Source organism: Novosphingobium sp. BL-S-34 (assembly GCF_056857015.1).
In genome coordinates, this window is the sequence record NZ_CM166473.1 from 1,104,889 (window position 1) to 1,121,598 (window position 16,710).

Annotated in this window: 20 protein-coding genes; 11 read left to right on the forward strand and 9 right to left on the reverse strand. The window is 65.3% G+C overall.

Going from position 1 to position 16,710, the window contains the following annotated elements:
• Positions 1-23 precede the first annotated feature (23 nt).
• The 3 genes from AC1VV3_RS18740 to AC1VV3_RS18750 form a co-directional block, all read right to left on the reverse strand.
• Entirely contained in the window at positions 24-377 is a 354-nt protein-coding gene (locus AC1VV3_RS18740) for a hypothetical protein (RefSeq protein WP_431567704.1), read from the reverse strand.
• Positions 378-456: 79 nt separating this feature from the next.
• On the reverse strand, positions 457-861 hold the full coding sequence (locus tag AC1VV3_RS18745; protein ID WP_132265961.1) for an acyl-CoA thioesterase: 405 nt from the start codon (positions 859-861) through the stop codon (positions 457-459).
• Positions 862-1,053: 192 nt separating this feature from the next.
• Positions 1,054-1,635 (reverse strand): DUF4142 domain-containing protein, encoded by a 582-nt coding sequence (locus AC1VV3_RS18750; RefSeq protein ID WP_132265963.1) that lies wholly within the window; start codon positions 1,633-1,635, stop codon positions 1,054-1,056.
• Between the two features lie 120 nt (positions 1,636-1,755).
• On the opposite strand from AC1VV3_RS18750, the gene AC1VV3_RS18755 reads away from it, so the two are divergent.
• Complete coding sequence (locus AC1VV3_RS18755) at positions 1,756-2,148, forward strand: DUF3597 family protein (protein ID WP_431567202.1); 393 nt, start codon at positions 1,756-1,758, stop codon at positions 2,146-2,148.
• Positions 2,149-2,352: 204 nt separating this feature from the next.
• Here the strand turns inward: AC1VV3_RS18755 and AC1VV3_RS18760 are convergent, their stop codons facing one another.
• Both AC1VV3_RS18760 and AC1VV3_RS18765 read right to left on the reverse strand, forming a co-directional pair.
• Complete coding sequence (locus AC1VV3_RS18760) at positions 2,353-2,532, reverse strand: hypothetical protein (RefSeq protein ID WP_431567201.1); 180 nt, start codon at positions 2,530-2,532, stop codon at positions 2,353-2,355.
• Between the two features lie 23 nt (positions 2,533-2,555).
• The gene (locus tag AC1VV3_RS18765) at positions 2,556-3,164 is read right to left on the reverse strand and encodes a flavodoxin family protein (protein ID WP_431567200.1); all 609 of its coding nucleotides are present in this window, start codon (positions 3,162-3,164) and stop codon (positions 2,556-2,558) included.
• Between the two features lie 157 nt (positions 3,165-3,321).
• On the opposite strand from AC1VV3_RS18765, the gene AC1VV3_RS18770 reads away from it, so the two are divergent.
• The 7 genes from AC1VV3_RS18770 to AC1VV3_RS18800 all read left to right on the forward strand — a co-directional run bounded on the left by AC1VV3_RS18770 (position 3,322) and on the right by AC1VV3_RS18800 (position 9,891).
• The gene (locus tag AC1VV3_RS18770) at positions 3,322-3,555 is read left to right on the forward strand and encodes a hypothetical protein (RefSeq protein WP_431567199.1); all 234 of its coding nucleotides are present in this window, start codon (positions 3,322-3,324) and stop codon (positions 3,553-3,555) included.
• Positions 3,556-3,717: 162 nt separating this feature from the next.
• The gene (gene coxB / locus AC1VV3_RS18775) at positions 3,718-4,695 is read left to right on the forward strand and encodes a cytochrome c oxidase subunit II (RefSeq protein WP_431567198.1); all 978 of its coding nucleotides are present in this window, start codon (positions 3,718-3,720) and stop codon (positions 4,693-4,695) included.
• Positions 4,692-7,214, forward strand: coding sequence for a cytochrome c oxidase subunit I (gene ctaD, locus AC1VV3_RS18780; RefSeq protein WP_465127068.1), 2,523 nt, complete (start codon positions 4,692-4,694; stop codon positions 7,212-7,214). Before coxB ends, ctaD begins: the two co-directional genes overlap by 4 nt.
• A complete protein-coding gene (locus tag AC1VV3_RS18785; RefSeq protein ID WP_431567196.1) occupies positions 7,211-7,603 on the forward strand; it encodes a hypothetical protein in 393 nt (130 codons plus the stop codon). Before ctaD ends, AC1VV3_RS18785 begins: the two co-directional genes overlap by 4 nt.
• Positions 7,600-8,211: a cytochrome c oxidase assembly protein gene (locus AC1VV3_RS18790; RefSeq protein ID WP_431567195.1), complete on the forward strand. Its 612-nt coding sequence runs from the start codon at positions 7,600-7,602 to the stop codon at positions 8,209-8,211. Before AC1VV3_RS18785 ends, AC1VV3_RS18790 begins: the two co-directional genes overlap by 4 nt.
• Positions 8,208-9,239, forward strand: a complete 1,032-nt coding sequence (locus tag AC1VV3_RS18795) for a c-type cytochrome (protein ID WP_431567194.1) — start codon at positions 8,208-8,210, stop codon at positions 9,237-9,239. Before AC1VV3_RS18790 ends, AC1VV3_RS18795 begins: the two co-directional genes overlap by 4 nt.
• An 88-nt stretch (positions 9,240-9,327) precedes the next feature.
• A complete protein-coding gene (locus AC1VV3_RS18800; protein WP_431567193.1) occupies positions 9,328-9,891 on the forward strand; it encodes a DUF924 family protein in 564 nt (187 codons plus the stop codon).
• A 39-nt stretch (positions 9,892-9,930) separates the two neighbouring features.
• Here AC1VV3_RS18800 and AC1VV3_RS18805 read toward each other — a convergent pair whose 3' ends face one another.
• From AC1VV3_RS18805 to AC1VV3_RS18815, 3 genes are all read right to left on the reverse strand, one after another.
• Complete coding sequence (locus AC1VV3_RS18805; RefSeq protein WP_132265977.1) at positions 9,931-10,113, reverse strand: hypothetical protein; 183 nt, start codon at positions 10,111-10,113, stop codon at positions 9,931-9,933.
• A 107-nt stretch (positions 10,114-10,220) separates the two neighbouring features.
• On the reverse strand, positions 10,221-10,619 hold the full coding sequence (locus AC1VV3_RS18810; protein WP_482962105.1) for a winged helix DNA-binding protein: 399 nt from the start codon (positions 10,617-10,619) through the stop codon (positions 10,221-10,223).
• A gap of 208 nt (positions 10,620-10,827) precedes the next feature.
• Positions 10,828-11,613, reverse strand: coding sequence for an AraC family transcriptional regulator (locus AC1VV3_RS18815; protein WP_243841187.1), 786 nt, complete (start codon positions 11,611-11,613; stop codon positions 10,828-10,830).
• Positions 11,614-11,741: 128 nt separating this feature from the next.
• On the opposite strand from AC1VV3_RS18815, the gene AC1VV3_RS18820 reads away from it, so the two are divergent.
• Positions 11,742-12,932 (forward strand): MFS transporter, encoded by a 1,191-nt coding sequence (locus AC1VV3_RS18820; protein WP_134095736.1) that lies wholly within the window; start codon positions 11,742-11,744, stop codon positions 12,930-12,932.
• A 32-nt stretch (positions 12,933-12,964) separates the two neighbouring features.
• Here AC1VV3_RS18820 and AC1VV3_RS18825 read toward each other — a convergent pair whose 3' ends face one another.
• Positions 12,965-13,141, reverse strand: coding sequence for a hypothetical protein (locus AC1VV3_RS18825; RefSeq protein ID WP_165921397.1), 177 nt, complete (start codon positions 13,139-13,141; stop codon positions 12,965-12,967).
• Between the two features lie 519 nt (positions 13,142-13,660).
• Here AC1VV3_RS18825 and AC1VV3_RS18830 point away from each other — a divergent pair.
• Positions 13,661-16,219, forward strand: a complete 2,559-nt coding sequence (locus AC1VV3_RS18830) for a TonB-dependent receptor (RefSeq protein WP_431567191.1) — start codon at positions 13,661-13,663, stop codon at positions 16,217-16,219.
• A gap of 96 nt (positions 16,220-16,315) precedes the next feature.
• On the forward strand, positions 16,316-16,699 hold the full coding sequence (locus AC1VV3_RS18835; RefSeq protein WP_431567190.1) for a ribonuclease HI: 384 nt from the start codon (positions 16,316-16,318) through the stop codon (positions 16,697-16,699).
• Positions 16,700-16,710 lie beyond the last annotated feature (11 nt).

Here is a 16,710-nt window from a genome sequence, read left to right on the forward strand (position 1 = left end):
CAGGCAGATCGGTCGGGCCGTTTTCAGGGCTTTGGTTTCGGCGCCGTGCCCTGGACCTCTGGAAAACATTCCCGAGCCAGGTTCTTCCACATCGGTTCCACCGCGTCCTTCCAGTCCCCGAAACCATAGAGAACCAGCGTGCCGTCGTGCCGCGCCTCGAAGGACATCAAGGGGCTCGTCGGCGTATCGGTTTCCTTGGCGACGCGAAAATTCACCTTCCTGCCGGTTTCCACCGACAGATTTTCACTGACGCCGACATCATCGAACTCGGTTTCCACGCAGGCGGCAACCTCACCGATGGGCCGGTCGGAGTGCGCCTTTATGAACGAAGAAGCCGGAGGCATCGCTGCCAGAAGCAAGATAGCGGCGGGAAACATGGCGCGCTGATACCACGAGTGGACAGATGACCCAAGTACCGGCCCTTCACGGAAGCGCCGGAAAAACCTGGTCAGGCTGTCAGGACTCGCTGCCGAAGAAGTGGTCGATCACGTCGCGTGCCAGACGGGAAGGCTTGAGTGTGACGGCATCGAGGCAGCACCAGCTGGACTTCACTTCGGCCAGCACTTCCTCACCGCGCTTGATGATCGTTTCGTAGAACGCCCGCGCACCCTGGACCTTTTCCAGGAGCACCGTGGCAATCACGTCGTCCCCCAGGAAAGTGGGTTTGCGGTAAGTGATCTCGTGCTTGAGCGCGACCCACAGATGTTGGCCCACCACTTCGGTAGGCGCAAAGGCGCGCCAATGGTCAAGGACAGCGTCCTGCACCCACTTGAGGTAGCTGGCGTTGTTCACATGGCCCATGAAGTCGATGTCGTTTGCATCGACACCAATGCGGAAGTCGTGGGGAATCGCGGTGCTCACAGGAAGACTCTAGCAGAAGTGCGGCGCGCGCAGCAGACAAATATCATCCGCTTCGGATAAGCCCGAAGCATTGCGGTATCACGACAGAACGGAAACGCCCCGTCGCACCACCGATGGCAATCGTGGTTTCGGGCCGTTTCCGCTTGGAAACGGCCCGAAACTCTCGGTTAAAACCTTTTGTCCGCTCGCGAACTAGAGCGCCTTGGCCATGTTCAGGTGCGCCGTCACCGTAGGCACCAGTTCCTTCGCGAAAGCCTTGAGAGGCGCGGAATCGCCGTTCGCCGCGTAGTCCTTCAGCTTGTCGAGGGTCATCTGATGCGCATCGACTTGCGCCGAGGCATAGGCCTTGTCGAAATCGGCCCCGGTGAGATTCTTCAGCGCATCGAGCTTCTGATCCTGCGCGTCGCTGAGGCCGGCGTCCGGCGTGATCGCGGGCGACAGCTTGTCAGCCACGCCCTTCAGCTTGGCGGTGGACTGGGTGTGCGCGTCGATCATCTTTTCGGCGAAACGCTTCACTGCGGCCGACTGGCCCTTGGCCATGGCCAGCTTGGACGTCTCGATCTCGAAGGCGTCGCTGCTGGCGGCGGCATTGGCGAAGGCCTGCGCAGGGGTCTGCGTGGCCGTGCCCATCGGCATGTCCGCCCCCGGAATGGCGCCGGGAACCACTTCCGTTGCCGGTGCCGTGGCCACGTCATTCGTGGCGGGAGCCTCCTTCTTGCAGGCCGTGAGAGCCAGTGCTGCGAACGAGACGGCGTATAGTACCCGGTGCTTCATGGTGATTTCCTCTTCCTCACTATGCTCCATCGTGAACCAACCAGTCCGCCGCGCGTTCCCGGACAGACTGCTCTCGGTCGCAAGGATCGCGGAGCGTCCCGGCAAGGCAGGAGCAAGACTATGGGAATGCTAGGAAATATCTTCGACAAGGTCTTCCATCGCAACAAGGCGAAAGCCGCCCCCGCGCCTACGCAAAACGCCCCTGCGGCACCCGCCCCCACGCAGGCCGCAGCCGCGCCCGAAGCGGCGGAACCCGTGGACGTCGGCGCGGTGCTTGAGGAAATGGCATCGATGAAGGCGGACCATGGCGGCAATTACCAGACCTCCATCGTCGACCTGCTGAAACTGCTGGATCTCGATTCCAGCCTCTCCGCGCGGAAGGAACTCGCAGACGAACTGGGCGTCCATGCCGCTGCAGACGGTTCGGCAGAACAGAATATCGCCCTCCATCGCGCCGTGATGGACAGCCTTGCCAAGAATGGCGGCATCGTGCCCGACAGCCTTCGCCAATAAGTATCAGACATCGGTAGGTATCAAATGAGGACCGAGCGTAAATCCTGAAAAGTAACCTCGGTTAATGCGCCCTGCCAAAGCGGCGCTATGAGCGCACCCCGGTGGGGTGAAGCCGCGGTCTCGCGGTTTCGGACAGGTCGGCAGCGTGCGGCGCCTAGCGCCCGTTGCCGGCCTGTCTCTTCATGTGGATCGAGCGTGCCGCACTTATAGCTCGCTTTCGCTGCCCGCGTCGCGAGCACGGCGGATCTCGTGAAGGGCCGAGGTCTGTTCCTTCTCTCCTTCCACCACCAGGTCAGGGCGGCCGGCAAGCTCGCCCGCAAGGCGCTTGGCGTACCCCTTCATCACTTTGGCGGCGCCTTTCACTTCCTTTTTCCTATCGGTCATGCCCAATCTCCTGATCGCGCGGTTCAACCGGGGTAGGGCGAGGCCTTCAGCAGACCTGCAAGGTGCGCCGCATTGCCTGCCACCATCCTTGCCGTCTTGGTGACTTTTTCAGGTGTCTTGTCCAAGTCCTTGAAATCGGTGGATCCCATTGCCTCACCTACCCAGTAACAGGCCGCGACAGCCGGGATCGTCCAGCCCACGTCGTTAAGAGACTGGAACAGCTGGGCCGACGAGAAATGGGCGCCGTCTTCGTTACCGACGATCGCTGCCACCGCGACTTTGCCGTAGCTGGGCATGCGGCCCTCGTCGTCGGTCTCGTCGAGAAAAGCATCCATCCGTTCGAGCACGCGCTTGGCGACGCTGCCGATCTGGCCCATCCAGATGGGGCCGCCGAACACCAGAATGTCGTGCGCCAGGATCTTTTCCCGCAGGCCGGGCCATTCGTCACCTTCGCCCTCGTTCGAGGTCACGCCGGGTAGCACGTTGAGCCCAGCCACCCGCACGGTCTCCGTGATCTCGACATCGGTTTCGGCAAAGGCCTTCGCGAAAACCGCGATCATCGCGTCCGTGGAGGAAGGCTCGGCTGGATCGGACTTCAGCGTGCAATTGATGGCCAGGGCTTTGAGTGTCACGGGCAGGCGTCCTTCTTCCGATACATGTTTGCAGAACCAACGCGGGACCCGGCGTTTGGTTCGAGCGCAGGGCGCCCTGCCGGCAAGACCGATTGAAAACGAAAGCTGGGAACGGGGCCGCCTGCTCGCGCCTTTCTTCTGTCGAAGGAGAAGGATCATGGCCGAGTACGAACCCGACGATTCCCGCAATGTCACCGGAACCGCCGGCACGCCCGACGGACGCTGGACCAACCACGATGGCAAGCCGCCCGAAGGCGTTCCCCAGAAGGATCCGGCCCGCGCCCGGGAAGCGGAGCTTCACCCCGACAAGGAAGACGAGCGTCTCAATCCGGGCGCCGATACCGAAACGACCGGCGGCGTGGGCGGAGCGCGGCGAGGCTCTCACGGCTGACCTTTCAGCCGCGGCACGCCGCAGCAACCATTTGTAACGCCGCGTTCGCCGCTTTCGCTCGAACCCGGCGGCCCCTGACGCGTTGCCCCCGAACGAGTCAGGGGAAATGTCGTCTTGCGAAAATCGATTGCCGCACCGTCCGTTACCTTAGCGTCCGTTACCATGGCGACGCTGGTGCTGGCGGGCTGCAACGGGCATCAGTCGGCGCTGGCGCCGTTCGGGCTGGAAGCGCGCTCCACGCTCTGGCTGACGGCGGTGCTGGCGGCGGGAGGCAGTGTCATCGCGCTCGGAATGGCCGCGATCTACTTCGTCGCGGCGCGGGCTCCGGAAGGAAAGCTCACTCACCAGAGCGGCATGCGTCTCGTCCTCTGGCTCGGCGCAGTGGTTCCGACCGTGGTGCTGACCGCGCTGCTGGTCTGGGCGCTTCCGGCCATGCGCCCCCTTCCCACCGGCGACAGCGATTTGCACATCCGCGTAGAGGGCGAACAGTTCTGGTGGCGCGTCGCTTACGCGCGGAGCGATGACAACGGCCCGGGCGGCCGGACGGAGCCGCTGCTGCTCTCCGCCAACGAAGTGCGCCTCCCGGTCGGCCGGACGGTCGTGTTCGAACTCACCGCCACGGACGTCATCCATAGTTTCTGGATCCCCGGCCTTGCCGGCAAGATGGACATGATCCCCGGCCGCACCAACCGGCTGGTCGTCAAGGCCGAGAAGCCCGGCACCTATCGCGGGGTCTGCGCCGAGTTCTGCGGCCTCAGCCATGCGCTGATGGCCTTCGACGTCATCGCCATGGAACCGGCCGCCTTCGATGCCTGGCTGACCGCCGCCCGCATACCCCCGCGCCGCACGCAAGACCGCGGCGCCGCGCTGTTCGCGCGCGAAGGCTGCGGAAGTTGCCACGCCCTCGCCGGCACATCGGCCCAGGCCCGCATCGGCCCCGATCTCACCCGGTTCGGCGAGCGCCTGACGCTTGGCGCCGGGATTCTCGAACCGACGGACGCCCATACCGCCGCCTTCATCCGCGATCCCCATCGCTTCAAACCGGGCGCTCGCATGCCCGCCTATACCCATCTCACGCAGGAGGAAGCCCTGGCCCTTGCCCGCTGGCTGAAGCAGACCAAGGCGGAGAACGCGCGATGAGCCTGCACGACCAGGACGATCCCGCCCTCCGCGCCGCGCAGGAACAACGCCTGCGTGAAGTCTGGGCGCCGCCCAAAGGCCTTTTCCTGCGCTGGACGGACACCAACAACAACCAGGTCGGCAACTGGTACGTGCTCACGGCCTTCGCCTTCATGCTCTTCGCAGGCGTGCTGGCGCTCATCATGCGCACGCAGCTCGCGGTGCCCGACAACGACCTGGTGGGGCCGGGCACGTTCAACCAGTTGTTCACCCTGCACGGCTCGGTGATGATGTTCCTTTTCGCCGTGCCGATGTTCGAGGCGGTATCGATCATTCTCCTGCCGCAATTGCTGGGCGCGCGGGACCTGCCCTTCCCCAGGCTTTCCGCCTTCGGCTATTGGTCCTTCCTGATCGGCGGCGTGTTCGTTTCGGGATCGATCTTCTTCGACGCCGCGCCGGACGGCGGCTGGTTCATGTATCCGCCGCTGACCACCCGAACCGACCTTTCCGGTCTCGGCGCCGATATCTGGATGCTGGGGCTTTCCTTCATCGAAGTGTCGTCGGTCGCCGCTGCGGTCGAGCTGATCGTGGGCGTGCTCAAGTGCCGTCCGCCGGGCATGCGGCTCAACCTCATGCCGCTCTATGCCTGGTACATCCTGGTGGTAGCGGTGATGATCCTCTTCGCCTTCCCGCCGCTGATCGCCGGGGATGTGCTGTTCGAGATGGAGCGCCTGCTGGACTGGCCCTTCTTCGATGCCTCGCGCGGGGGCGATCCGCTGCTGTGGCAGCACTTGTTCTGGATCTTCGGCCATCCGGAAGTCTACATCGTCTTCCTGCCCTCCATCGCGCTTTTCGCCATGCTGGTGCCCACGTTCGCGCGGCGCCACCTGCTGGGCTATCCCTGGATCGTGCTGGCGGCAGTGGGCACCGCGTTCCTCTCGTTCGGGCTATGGGTCCACCACATGTTCGCGACGGGCCTGCCGAAGATCAGCCTCGGCTTCTTCTCGGCGGCGTCCGAAGCGGTGGCGATCCCGACGGCGGTGCAGATCTTCGTCTTCATCGTCACCCTCTGGGCGGGCCGCGTGGTCTGGTCCACGCCGCTGCTCTACGCCACCGGAAGCCTCGCGATCTTCGTGATCGGCGGGCTGACCGGGGTGATGGTCGCGCTGGCCCCGTTCGACTGGCAGGCGCACGACACCTACTTCGTGGTGGCCCACCTGCACTACGTGCTGATCGGCGGCACGCTGATGCCGCTCTTCGCCGGGCTCTATTACTATTGGCCGCTGGTGACCGGCAAGAAACTGTCCGACCGGCTGGGACGCACGGCATTCTGGCTGATCTTCGTGGGTGCCAACCTGTGCTTCTTCCCGATGCATCTTTCGGGGCTGGAGGGCATGCCGCGCCGTGTGTTCACGTATCCGGCCGACCTTGGCCTCGGCGGGCTGAACATGGCCTCCACGATCGGCTCCTTCGTGATCGCCGTCGGGGTTGCGGTGATCGTGCTCGACTTGTGCCGCTCGCCCTGGCGCCAGATGGCCCCGCGCAATCCCTGGCAGGCCGGAACGCTGGAATGGCTGGCCCATCCGCAGGACGAGAACTGGGGCATCCGCTCGATCCCGCTGATCGAGAGCCGCTATCCGATCTGGGATCAGGAAGACTTCGTGCGCAAGGTGGACGAAGGCCGCTATTTCCTGCCCGATGCCGAGGAAGGCCGGCGCGAGACGATCATCACCTCGGTGCTGGACGCGCGCCCGGTCTCGGTCATCCGCCTGGGCGCTCCCAGCTGGAAACCCATGCTCACCGCCCTGGCGCTGGGCGGCGTGTTCATCCTGACCACTTATCATCTCTACTGGCTGGCGCTGGTTTCGGGCGTGGCGACGCTGGCCATGGTGCTCTGGTGGCTCTGGACCGGAACGGCGGAAATTCCCGAAAAGCCCAGCAAGCCGATCGGGCACGGCATGGAGCTGCCGCTCTACATCTCGGGCGGAGCCTCTCCGGGCTGGTGGGCCATGTTCATCACGATGATGGCGGACGCCACGGCCTTCTCCGGATTGCTGTTCGGCTACTTCTTCTTCTGGACCCGGCATGCCGACTTTCCGCCGCCCGACATGGCCGCGGCGCCCGGCATCTTCTGGCCGATGATCGCGCTGATGCTGGCTCTTGCGGGCTGGGTCGCCACGGTCGCCGCGCGCGAGATCCACGCGCGGGGTGGCATCGGTGCGGGCCGATTGCTGCTGCTGTTCGGGTTGGCCACCAGCCTGGCGGGTGTCCCGGCCGGACTGGCGGGGCCCTGGCTCTCCGGCATGGATCCCGCCACACACAGCTACCCAGCAATCGTCTGGACGCTGGCGATCTGGACCTGCCTTCATGCCGCCGTCGCGGCGATCATGCAGGCCTATGTTCTCGCGCGGAGCCTGGCAGGGCGGATGACCCCGCATCACGACGCGGATATTCGCAACGTCACCGTCTACATGCACTTCTTCGCGCTCACCGCCGCCTGCGCCTATGCCACCATCGGCCTGTTCCCGGAGGTGGCATGAGCGAAGACCCGCGCGGCGACCGCAGGAAATGGCACGAGCGGCTGCAAGTCACGCTCTGGACCCTGATCGTGCCGCCCACGGTCTGGGCGGCCCATTTCCTGTTTTCCTACCTCTGGGCGGCGATATCCTGCGCCAAGCAAGGCACCTTCGCCCGTTTCCCGACGCTGTTCGTGGCCGGGACGGTGCTGGCCCTGGCGGCCATCGCCCTGTCTGGCTGGATCGCCCACCGGCAGGTCCGCATGCCCGGCAGCCCGCCGCCGCACCAGGACGGGACCGACATCGACCGGCTGCGTTTTCTGGCGAAGGCAACCCTGCTGCTGGCCGGACTGAGCTTCGTGGGCGTGCTTTTCACCGCGCTGCCGGTGGTGTTCATCGGAGACTGCCGGTGAAGCGGGCCGCGCTCCTGACCGGGTTCCTGCTCGTGCCGCTGGGCCTTGCCTGCGCGCACTTCGGCATGACCGGCCACATGACCGCGCATATGATCGCCGTGGCCGTGGCCGCGCCGCTACTGGCATTCGGCCTGGCCGAAACCGCTCTCGATCCTGCGCGCCGCTGGCCCCGCCTGGTGACGCCGATGGCGATGATGCTGGTGGAACTGGTCGCCGTCTGGGCGTGGCACTTGCCCGCCGTGCGCCGCGCCGCCGACGCCGCACCCTGGCTGGGCGCCGCGGAATACGCCAGTTTCCTGGGCGCAGGACTGCTGCTCTGGAGCGCCGCGATCCACACCCCCCAGCGCGCAGCCGGAATCGGTGCGCTTCTGCTGACATCGATGCACATGACGCTGCTGGGGGTGCTCATCGGCCTCGCCCCGCGCCCGCTTTACGGCTCGGGAATGCCCGGAATGCACGACCACGGCGCGCCGTTCGGCCTTGACCCTCTGGCCGACCAGCAGCTTGGCGGGGTCGCCATGCTGGTGATCGGCGGGGCAAGCTACTTCCTCGGCGGCATTGCCCTTCTTGCGGGACTGCTGAGAGCCAAGCCGGAACCTTCGAAATGACCGTGAAACTGACCTGGAAACGCCTGATCCTGGCGCTGCTCACCCTCTTCGCGCTGGGCATGGGATTCGCCTGGTCCGGCCTGTTCCCCATCGCCGCTTCCTCGGGGCATTGGGCGATCACCGACTGGTTCCTCCACTGGACCATGCAGAACTCCGCGCGCACTTACAGCGCGTTCCAGACGCCGGAACGCGTGCGCGACGACCGGGCCCTCGTCAGCGCGGCGGGCCATTTCCGGCAGTCCTGCGCGGTGTGCCACGGGGCGCCCGGCATGCCGCCATCGCCGGTCATGCAGTCCGCCACGCCGCCCGCACCGGACCTTGCGCGCGTGGTGGGCGAATATGGCGACAAGGAGCTGTTCTGGATCGTCCGTCACGGGGTGAAATTCACCGGCATGCCCGCCTGGCCGGCCGGCGACCGACCGGACGAAGTGCGCCGCATGGTGGGCTTCCTGCGCCGCCTGCCGAACATGACCCCGGCCGAGTACGAGGCTCTCACCGCGCCTACTCCGGGCAGCAACGCTGCCCTTGCCGGCTGCACGGGTTGCCACGGAACCGACGGTCTGGGGCGCGGCCAGGCCGATATCCCGGTGATCGCCGGGCAGAAGGAAAGCTATCTCCTCGCCGCCCTGCGCGACTTCGCCTCCGGAAAGCGCCACGGTGCGGTCATGCAGGTTGCAGCATCGGGCCTCTCGGACGCGGAGTTACGCCAGGCCGCCCGCCATTACGCACGGCAACCGGGGCTGCGCGACCAATCCCTCCCCGCCGCCCATGCCATCGTTTCGGATGGACTGCCCGCGCAGCAATTGCCTGCCTGCACCACCTGCCACGCGCCCGGAAAGGCGGCGCCCGCCCTCGGCGGCCAACGGGCGGACTACCTCGCCGCCAGATTGCGGCAATGGCGGGGCGAGGAAACCGTGATCGACGCACACAAGCCGCGCGACCCGATGGCCGTCATCGCCCGGCGCATTCCCGAGGCGCAAATCGATCCTCTCGCCAAGGCCCTGTCCGGGGACGCGACGGCGCGCTGACTACCCGGGATTCCTCCGCGCAGGGCAGCCAGCGGCACGCCTCATGCGTTCCCGAAACCAACAGGCTCCACTGAAAGGCAAAATCGGCATGACCGAAAGCGGAAACGACCCCCGGGAAGACGTGCTGGATTTCTGGTTCCGCGAACTCTCTCCCAAAGACTGGTTCGAGACCGCCGAGGCCCTGGACCCCGCGGTGCGTGCCCGTTTCGGCGCGCTTCACGCCCAGGCCGCAGAAGGCGCGCTGGCGGACTGGGCCGAGACCCCGCTCGGCCGGCTGGCGCTGATACTCGTGCTCGACCAGTTCTCTCGCCATATCCATCGCGGCACGGCGCTGGCCTTTGCCAGCGATCCGGCGGCGCAGCACCTCGCCGTCGAGGGCATAGCCGCCAGAATGGACGAAACCCTGGGCTTTGCGCAGCGCCAGTTCTTCTACATGCCGCTGATGCATGCCGAGGACCCCGTCCTCCAGGCCATGAGCGTCGAACGCTTCAAGGCCCTGCGCGACTATGCCGAAGAAGTGATGGGCTTCGCTTCGGGCCATAGTGCCGAAATTGCCGCTTTCGGGCGCTTTCCGGGGCGCAATCTCGCTCTTGGCCGAAATTCCAGTCCCACAGAGATCGAACATCTGAACAGCGGCGAGCCGGCATCCTGATCGCAGCGCAAGGCTCCCAACCCGCCCGCGCCCTGCCACTCAGTTCCGCAACATGATCCAATCGTCGTCGCCGCCCTTGTCCCGCAGGACATCGAGGGCCGTCTGGACGTGAATCGCCGCGAGATCCTGACCGCAGGCGTCGAGGCGGCCTATGGCCTCCTGCAGCAAGTGCGTAATGCTGCGCAGCTCAAGGACAAGCTGTTCCTGGTTGGTGAGTGCCATCAGACCGTTCCTCCCCCTCGGGCCTATCCCCCCTAGGTCCAAGAAGACAGGCTAAGCCAAGGAACGCTCCGAACCAAGTAGAATTACGAATGACTCCCATTGGATAGTCAAATATTCACCTTTCCGGTACTGCGCGCGGCCCGCCGCAAGTAATCGCGCATCAGCGCCTGCCCCTTGTCGGTAAGACAGGCATGGTTGCCGCCCGACGCGGCATCCGTACAGCGCGTCACCAGCCCTTTCGCTTCCAGCACGTTCTGCCAGCGCAGCACCGTATTGGCCGAGGAGGTGCCGAGCGGCGCCGCGGGTTTGCGGGACTGGCCGATGAAAAGGTCGAGCAGAATGTCCCAGGCCGGCTCCCCGAAGAAATCCGCGCCGAGCATTTCATCACGGATCCGGCGGCATCGATAGATATATTCGGCCAGGGGCAGCAGATCGGCATCGCCTTCCGCGGCCCCGTCACCCAGCCCTTCGCCACCTGGATGGCCACTTGGCCCGCCTGCGGACACATGCCCGGACAAGCCACTCTCCGGCGTCGGCCCAAGCCCGCCGAAACCCTCTTCCCCAAGTTTTCTACCCATCGCCCCCAGCTGTTAACGCCCCGCGACTCCTGCGCGCCCGCTGAAGCGCATGACTTAAGCGCTGGTCAGTGACAACGCTGTCAACGACGAAGACCGGCCGGACTTCAAAAAGTTAATCTAGGATAATTCCGGTCCACTATTGCTGCAGGTAACGGCTCGGCGGCACGCCCAGCACGCGTTTGAACATCGTGGAGAAATTCCCCGGCCCATCGTAACCGAGGTCGAGCGCGATGGCGGTGACGGAATCGCCGGCAGCCAGCCGCGGCAGGGCCACCGAGAGGCAGGCCTGCTGCCGCCATTCCGCGAAACTCATGCCTGTCTCCCGGCGGAACAGCCGGGTAAACCGGCGGCGGTTCATCGCCAGCGCATCGGACCATCGCTCGATCGTGTCTCCGGCGCGGGGGCTTTCCAGAAAGCGATGGCAGCGTTCCGCCAGCGCGGGGTTACGCGGAAAAGGCACGACGATGGGAATGACCGGCGCCTGGCAGATTTCGGCGACCAGCAGAGCCATGACCAGTCCGTCGCGGCCCTCCAGGTCGTATTCGGCCGGCACTTCGGACGCCGCCACCAGAAGCTGCCGCAGCAGCGGGGACACCGCGACCACCCGGCAAGTATCCGCCAGAGCCGCGCCCGCCGAAGGCGCCACCAGCACGCTGCGCGTCTGGACTTTGCCCACCATCCGCACCGAATGCGGCGTTCCGGCAGGGATCCACACCGCGCGCTCCGGCGGTGCGACCCAGGCGCCATCCGGCGTGCTCACGGCCACCACGCCGCGCGAGGCATAGAGGAACTGGCCGCGCCGATGGCTGTGCTCCGCCAGTTCGAACGAGGGCGGATAATCGTTGCCGATACCGACGACCGGCCGCGGCACGTCCTCGTAATCCGCCGGCTGGCGCTGCTGGATCTGATGTCCCACAATCATAATTGATTGACCCATATGCCGAAGCGGGACGATCTCAAAGCGAATAGGAGAGGCGCCACGAGCAAAGGACCGCGAAGGAGGCGGCAAAAATGGCCCAGAAATTGGCAGCAGGCGGGTCCGGCCCGGCAATGGACGATCGCGGACAGGCGGCCGTGAATGGAACCGTGTTCGGCGTGATCGTCGCCATCAGTTTCTGCCATCTTCTGAACGACATGATGCAGTCTCTGCTGCCCGCGATCTATCCTGCGCTGAAGGCCGACCTGGGCCTGAGTTTCGGCCAGATCGGCCTGGTGACACTGGCCTACCAGATCACCGCTTCGATCCTTCAGCCACTCGTGGGGCTCTATGCGGACAAGCGACCGACTCCGCTCGCCTTGCCCGGCGGCACGCTGTTCTCGCTGGCCGGACTGACCGTGCTGTCGGCCGCGCATAGCTATGGACTTGTGCTGGTCGGGGCATCGCTGCTGGGCATGGGGTCTTCCGTGTTCCATCCCGAATCCTCCCGCGTGGCCCGCATGGCCGCGGGCGGACGGCACGGACTCGCGCAGTCGTTGTTCCAGGTGGGTGGTAACGCCGGTCAGGCGCTAGGGCCATTGGCCGCCGCGCTGGTGGTGGTGCGTTGGGGACAGTCCAGCCTGGCCTTCTTCGCGCTGCTGGCACTGCTGTCCGGCGCCGTCCTGTGGAACGTGGCCGCCTGGTATCGCAGTCATGGCCTGGAACGGCTGGCGGCCGGCGGCAAGGCGAAGCTTTCCGCGGGCCTCCCCAAGGGCCACGCCGCGCGCGGCATCGCCATCCTGCTGGCGCTGATCTTCTCCAAATACGTCTACCTCGCCAGCCTGACGAGCTACTTCACGTTCTACCTGATCCACCGCTTCGGCCTCACCGTGCAGAACGCGCAGTTCCACCTCTTCGCCTTCCTGGCCGCCGTCGCGGTCGGCACGGTGATGGGCGGGCCGCTGGGCGACCGGTTCGGGCGCAAATACGTGATCTGGTTCTCGATCCTAGGCGCCCTGCCCTTCACGCTGCTGCTGCCCTATGCCAGCCTGTTCTGGACAGGCCCGCTGACCGTGGTGATCGGCCTGATCCTGGCTTCCGCCTTCCCGGCCATCGTCGTGTTCGCGCAGGAACTGGTGCCGGGGAAAGTCGGCATGATCTCGGGCCTGTTCTTCGGCTTCTCGTTCGGCATGGGCGGTCTGGGCGCGGCCGTGCTCGGCTGGCTGGCCGACCGCACGAGCATCGAGACGGTCTACCACGTCTGCGCCTTCCTCCCGGCGATCGGCCTGCTGACGGCATTCCTGCCGCGCGTGAACAAAGCCTAAACCGGCCTGGGCCGGGCCCTGGAGGGTCTGGCCTAGCGCCGGCGGGCGGCGGCGACGAGCGCGTAAGTCGTCACGCCGCACAGGCCCAGGGCGATGGCGAACCCCGCCCCCGCGCCCCACTTCGCGCCGAGCGGCCCGGCCAGGAAACCGCCCAGCGCCAGTCCGGCAAGGGGAAGGACGATGAGGGCGAGGCAGCCGATCGCAAACACAAGTCGTCTCCAGTTTCCTGCCGCAGGTCCGGGCGGTCCACAGCCCGCAGACAAGCGGCCTTCCGGCCTGAGCATCGGCCGCTGCATGCAATCCCGTCCGGCCCTTGGCAAGGCTCGGATAAGCCCGCGCGCGCCATGGTCGCCCGATAGTCTGCATCGGCACTAACAATAATCCGTGACGGAAGATTAAATCGCCAAGCTCTTGTTAGACCGCGAATTTCGCGGCGCGCGATTTGGCAACGGGTTGCAACGAAACGATAGTTTCTTTTCACCGGGCATCACCCGCAGTACGCTCCGGGCAAGATACGGAGCGAGGGAGCAAGTACCGGCCGGGACAACCCGGCCGAATTGCGGCGATTTTCGGCAGTATACCCAGATCATTCCGAACCGAACACTTGCGCGCGCCGCCGCGGCGTCGGCTACCTGTGCGCGGGATAAAGTCAAATCATCACCGAAAACAGAACAATATCGGTGGGAAAACAAAAAAGAAAAACACGATACCGGGAGGAGAGAACAGGCATGAATGCAGGGAAGCTGACGCGCGTCATGATCATGGGCGCCGTGCTGGGTGGCACTTCGACGGCGATGCCGGCACTGGCGCAAAGCCAGCCGACGATAAATCCCGGCGATATCATCGTTACGGCCCGCCGCACCGAAGAACGGCTTCAGGATGTGCCGATCTCGATGACGGTCTATGACGGCGCCACCATCGAAAAGCGCAATATCGTCGTGGCATCGGACCTGGCGACCTATACCCCCTCCCTTTCCGTCAACACGCGCTACGGCGCCGAGAAAGCCAGTTTCTCGCTGCGCGGTTTCAACCAGGATGCCTCGACGGCGCCCACCGTGGGCGTCTATTTCGCGGACGTCGTGGGCGTTCGCGCGCAGGGCGGCACGACCTCCGGCAATACCGTGGGCGCCGGCACCTTCACCGACCTGCAGAACGTGCAGGTGCTGAAAGGCCCGCAAGGCACGCTCTTCGGCCGCAACACCACCGGCGGTGCGATCCTGCTGGTTCCGACCAGGCCGACCGATCTGTTCGAAGGCCATATCGAAGGCACCATCGGCAATTACGACCAGCGCCGGATCCAGGCGGCACTCAACGTGCCGCTGGCGGAGACGTTCAAGGTACGCCTCGCGGTGGACCGCAACAAGCGCGACGGCTACATGAAAAACCGCTCCGGCATCGGGCCTGACGCCTACAACAATACCGACTACGTCTACGCCCGTCTCAGCGTGGTCGCCGACCTGACGCCCAATCTCGAGAATTACACGATCTTCCATTACAGCCGGTCGGATACGAACGGCTACGCCACCCATTACGAGAATTGCGATCGCGACGCAGCCAGTCCTTTGGCAGGCGGTCCGTTCACCCGCTACTTCACCGCAACGGCCGCCTGTGCCCAGATCGACCGGCAGGCCGCGCGCGGAGACGGCAGGCTCGACGTGGAAGTGAGCAATCCCGATCCGCGCTTCCTGCTGGAGACATGGCAGGTCATCAACACGACGACCTGGCAGGCCAGCGACACGATGACGGTGAAGAACATCGCCAGCTACGGCGAATTCCGGGAGGATTCGGCGTTCAATCTCTACAGCGACAACTTCCGCATCGCCGACACGCCGGTCACCCGCACATTCCAGTCGCTGGGCTACGTCACGGTGGGCGCGCCGTTCAACTACATCGCGCTCGACATCCAGCCCAATTATCACGCCGCGGCGGAATCCACCGCAACCGAGGAACTCCAGCTCCAGGGCCGCTCGGCCAATGGCAAGCTGAACTACGTGATCGGCGGCTACCTGGAATTCAGCCGGCCGATCGGATGGAACCAGCAGCGCACCGGCATCTATGGGAACTGCCCGGATGCCGGGAACCTCGGCTGCTCCGGCGTGCTGCCGCTGGGCCTGCCCGCTTCCAGCCTGGGCATCGCGCTGGTCTCTGAATCGCGCACGCGCTTCGATTTCGACAACCACGGCGCCTTCGCGCAGGCCACCTACAACTTTACCGATCAGTTCGCGCTAACCGGCGGCTTCCGTTACACGTTCGACAAGACGGTGGGGGTCTCCGAAAGCAACCGCTGGAACCTGGCGACGATACCGGGACTGGGCACGATCCCCGTCGGGCGCGTCTGCAACGACGTGCTCAATCACCCCACCGTCAACCTCCTCGCCAACGGCGGCGACACGACCGCCTGCAGCACGCGGATTTCCAACAAGTCCAACCGGCCGACCTGGCTGATCGACCTGGACTTCAAGCCGACGCCCGACATGCTGTTCTATGCCAAGTATGCGCGCGGCTATCGCCAGGGCGGCGTCAACTTCACCAACCCCGGCCTTGAAACATGGGATCCGGAGAAAGTGGACTCCTACGAACTGGGCGCCAAGCTGACCTTGCGCGGGTCCTTGCCCGGCTATTTCAACATTGCCGGTTTCTATAACGATTTCAGCGACCAACAGGTGTTCGGCGCCCTCATCGCCAAGCAGGGCAGCGGCCTGGCCGGCGGCGCTGCGATCATCAATGCGGGCAAGTCGAAGATCCAGGGCGTCGAAGTGGACACGGGCATTACCCTGTTCCAGCGGCTGCGGCTCTCGGCGGGCTACACTTACCTCGATACCGAGATCAAGGAACTGGTACCCCCCACGCTCAGCCCGGACAGCCCGTTCGAGCAGATCATCCCGCGCGGCCAGCCCGGCGATCCGCTCAGCTATTCGCCGAAGAACCGCCTGACACTATCGGCGGATCTCGACGTGCCGCTGGGCGAAAAGACAGGCTCGCTGTCCTTCGGCGGCAACTATACCTTTACCTCCAGCCAGGCGGTGGACGGCAACTTCTTCACCGCAGCCACGGCCGCGAACCCGCAGCGCGTCACGATCCCGGCCACCAACCTCTTCAACCTCAACGCCTCCTGGAGCGACGTGTTCGGCTCGGGCTTCGACATTGCCGCCTTCGCCACCAACCTCACCAACAAGCGCTTCAAGACCGCATCGGGCGGCGGCTACGAAAGCTCCGGCATCCTGGACTTCGCCTACGGCCCGCCGCGGATGTACGGGCTGCGGCTGAAGTTCAACTTCGGAAGCTGACGCCCCGCACGCCCCAATGCCAGTTCTCCGGCCATTCGCCCTGCGAAGCGCCGGAGACGGCTGGCATCTCGCCGCGAACTGGACCACAAGCGCGGCATGTCCCGGTCCCGGCTGAAAGTGTTCTTCGACGGCGGCTGCCGCCCCAACCCCGGCCCGATCGAGGCCGCCGCCGTCATCGGCGGCGCGGTGCATCTCTTCGAAGACCTGGGACAGGGCAGCAATGAGGATGCCGAATGGCGCGCGCTGAACCGCGCGCTGGAACTGGCGCAATCGCTGGGGCTGCAGGACATCGAGCTGGTTGGCGATGCGCTTCCCGTTATTCGCCAGGCCAACGAGGCGCTGAAGCGCGGCGAACCCCGCAACCGCCACGAGGCGGAATTTCTGGCCCTCGTCGCCAAGGCCCGACCCGCCCGCATTCGCTGGATCAAGCGCGAGCAGAACCTGGCGGGCATAGCCCTCGCCCGGCGCCATCCGCGTTGATGCCCGGGCGG

Excerpts from the sequence above, each read along its gene's own strand:
- AC1VV3_RS18740 (WP_431567704.1), bottom strand. The coding sequence starts at position 377 with ATGTTTCCCGCCGCTATCTTGCTTCTGGCAGCGATGCCTCCGGCTTCT.
- AC1VV3_RS18750 (WP_132265963.1), bottom strand. The coding sequence starts at position 1,635 with ATGAAGCACCGGGTACTATACGCCGTCTCGTTCGCAGCACTGGCTCTC.
- AC1VV3_RS18755 (WP_431567202.1), top strand. The coding sequence starts at position 1,756 with ATGGGAATGCTAGGAAATATCTTCGACAAGGTCTTCCATCGCAACAAG.
- AC1VV3_RS18760 (WP_431567201.1), bottom strand. The coding sequence starts at position 2,532 with ATGACCGATAGGAAAAAGGAAGTGAAAGGCGCCGCCAAAGTGATGAAG.
- AC1VV3_RS18770 (WP_431567199.1), top strand. The coding sequence starts at position 3,322 with ATGGCCGAGTACGAACCCGACGATTCCCGCAATGTCACCGGAACCGCC.
- coxB (WP_431567198.1), top strand. The coding sequence starts at position 3,718 with ATGGCGACGCTGGTGCTGGCGGGCTGCAACGGGCATCAGTCGGCGCTG.
- ctaD (WP_465127068.1), top strand. The coding sequence starts at position 4,692 with ATGAGCCTGCACGACCAGGACGATCCCGCCCTCCGCGCCGCGCAGGAA.
- AC1VV3_RS18785 (WP_431567196.1), top strand. The coding sequence starts at position 7,211 with ATGAGCGAAGACCCGCGCGGCGACCGCAGGAAATGGCACGAGCGGCTG.
- AC1VV3_RS18795 (WP_431567194.1), top strand. The coding sequence starts at position 8,208 with ATGACCGTGAAACTGACCTGGAAACGCCTGATCCTGGCGCTGCTCACC.
- AC1VV3_RS18800 (WP_431567193.1), top strand. The coding sequence starts at position 9,328 with ATGACCGAAAGCGGAAACGACCCCCGGGAAGACGTGCTGGATTTCTGG.
- AC1VV3_RS18805 (WP_132265977.1), bottom strand. The coding sequence starts at position 10,113 with ATGGCACTCACCAACCAGGAACAGCTTGTCCTTGAGCTGCGCAGCATT.
- AC1VV3_RS18815 (WP_243841187.1), bottom strand. The coding sequence starts at position 11,613 with ATGATTGTGGGACATCAGATCCAGCAGCGCCAGCCGGCGGATTACGAG.
- AC1VV3_RS18820 (WP_134095736.1), top strand. The coding sequence starts at position 11,742 with ATGGACGATCGCGGACAGGCGGCCGTGAATGGAACCGTGTTCGGCGTG.
- AC1VV3_RS18830 (WP_431567191.1), top strand. The coding sequence starts at position 13,661 with ATGAATGCAGGGAAGCTGACGCGCGTCATGATCATGGGCGCCGTGCTG.
- AC1VV3_RS18835 (WP_431567190.1), top strand. The coding sequence starts at position 16,316 with ATGTCCCGGTCCCGGCTGAAAGTGTTCTTCGACGGCGGCTGCCGCCCC.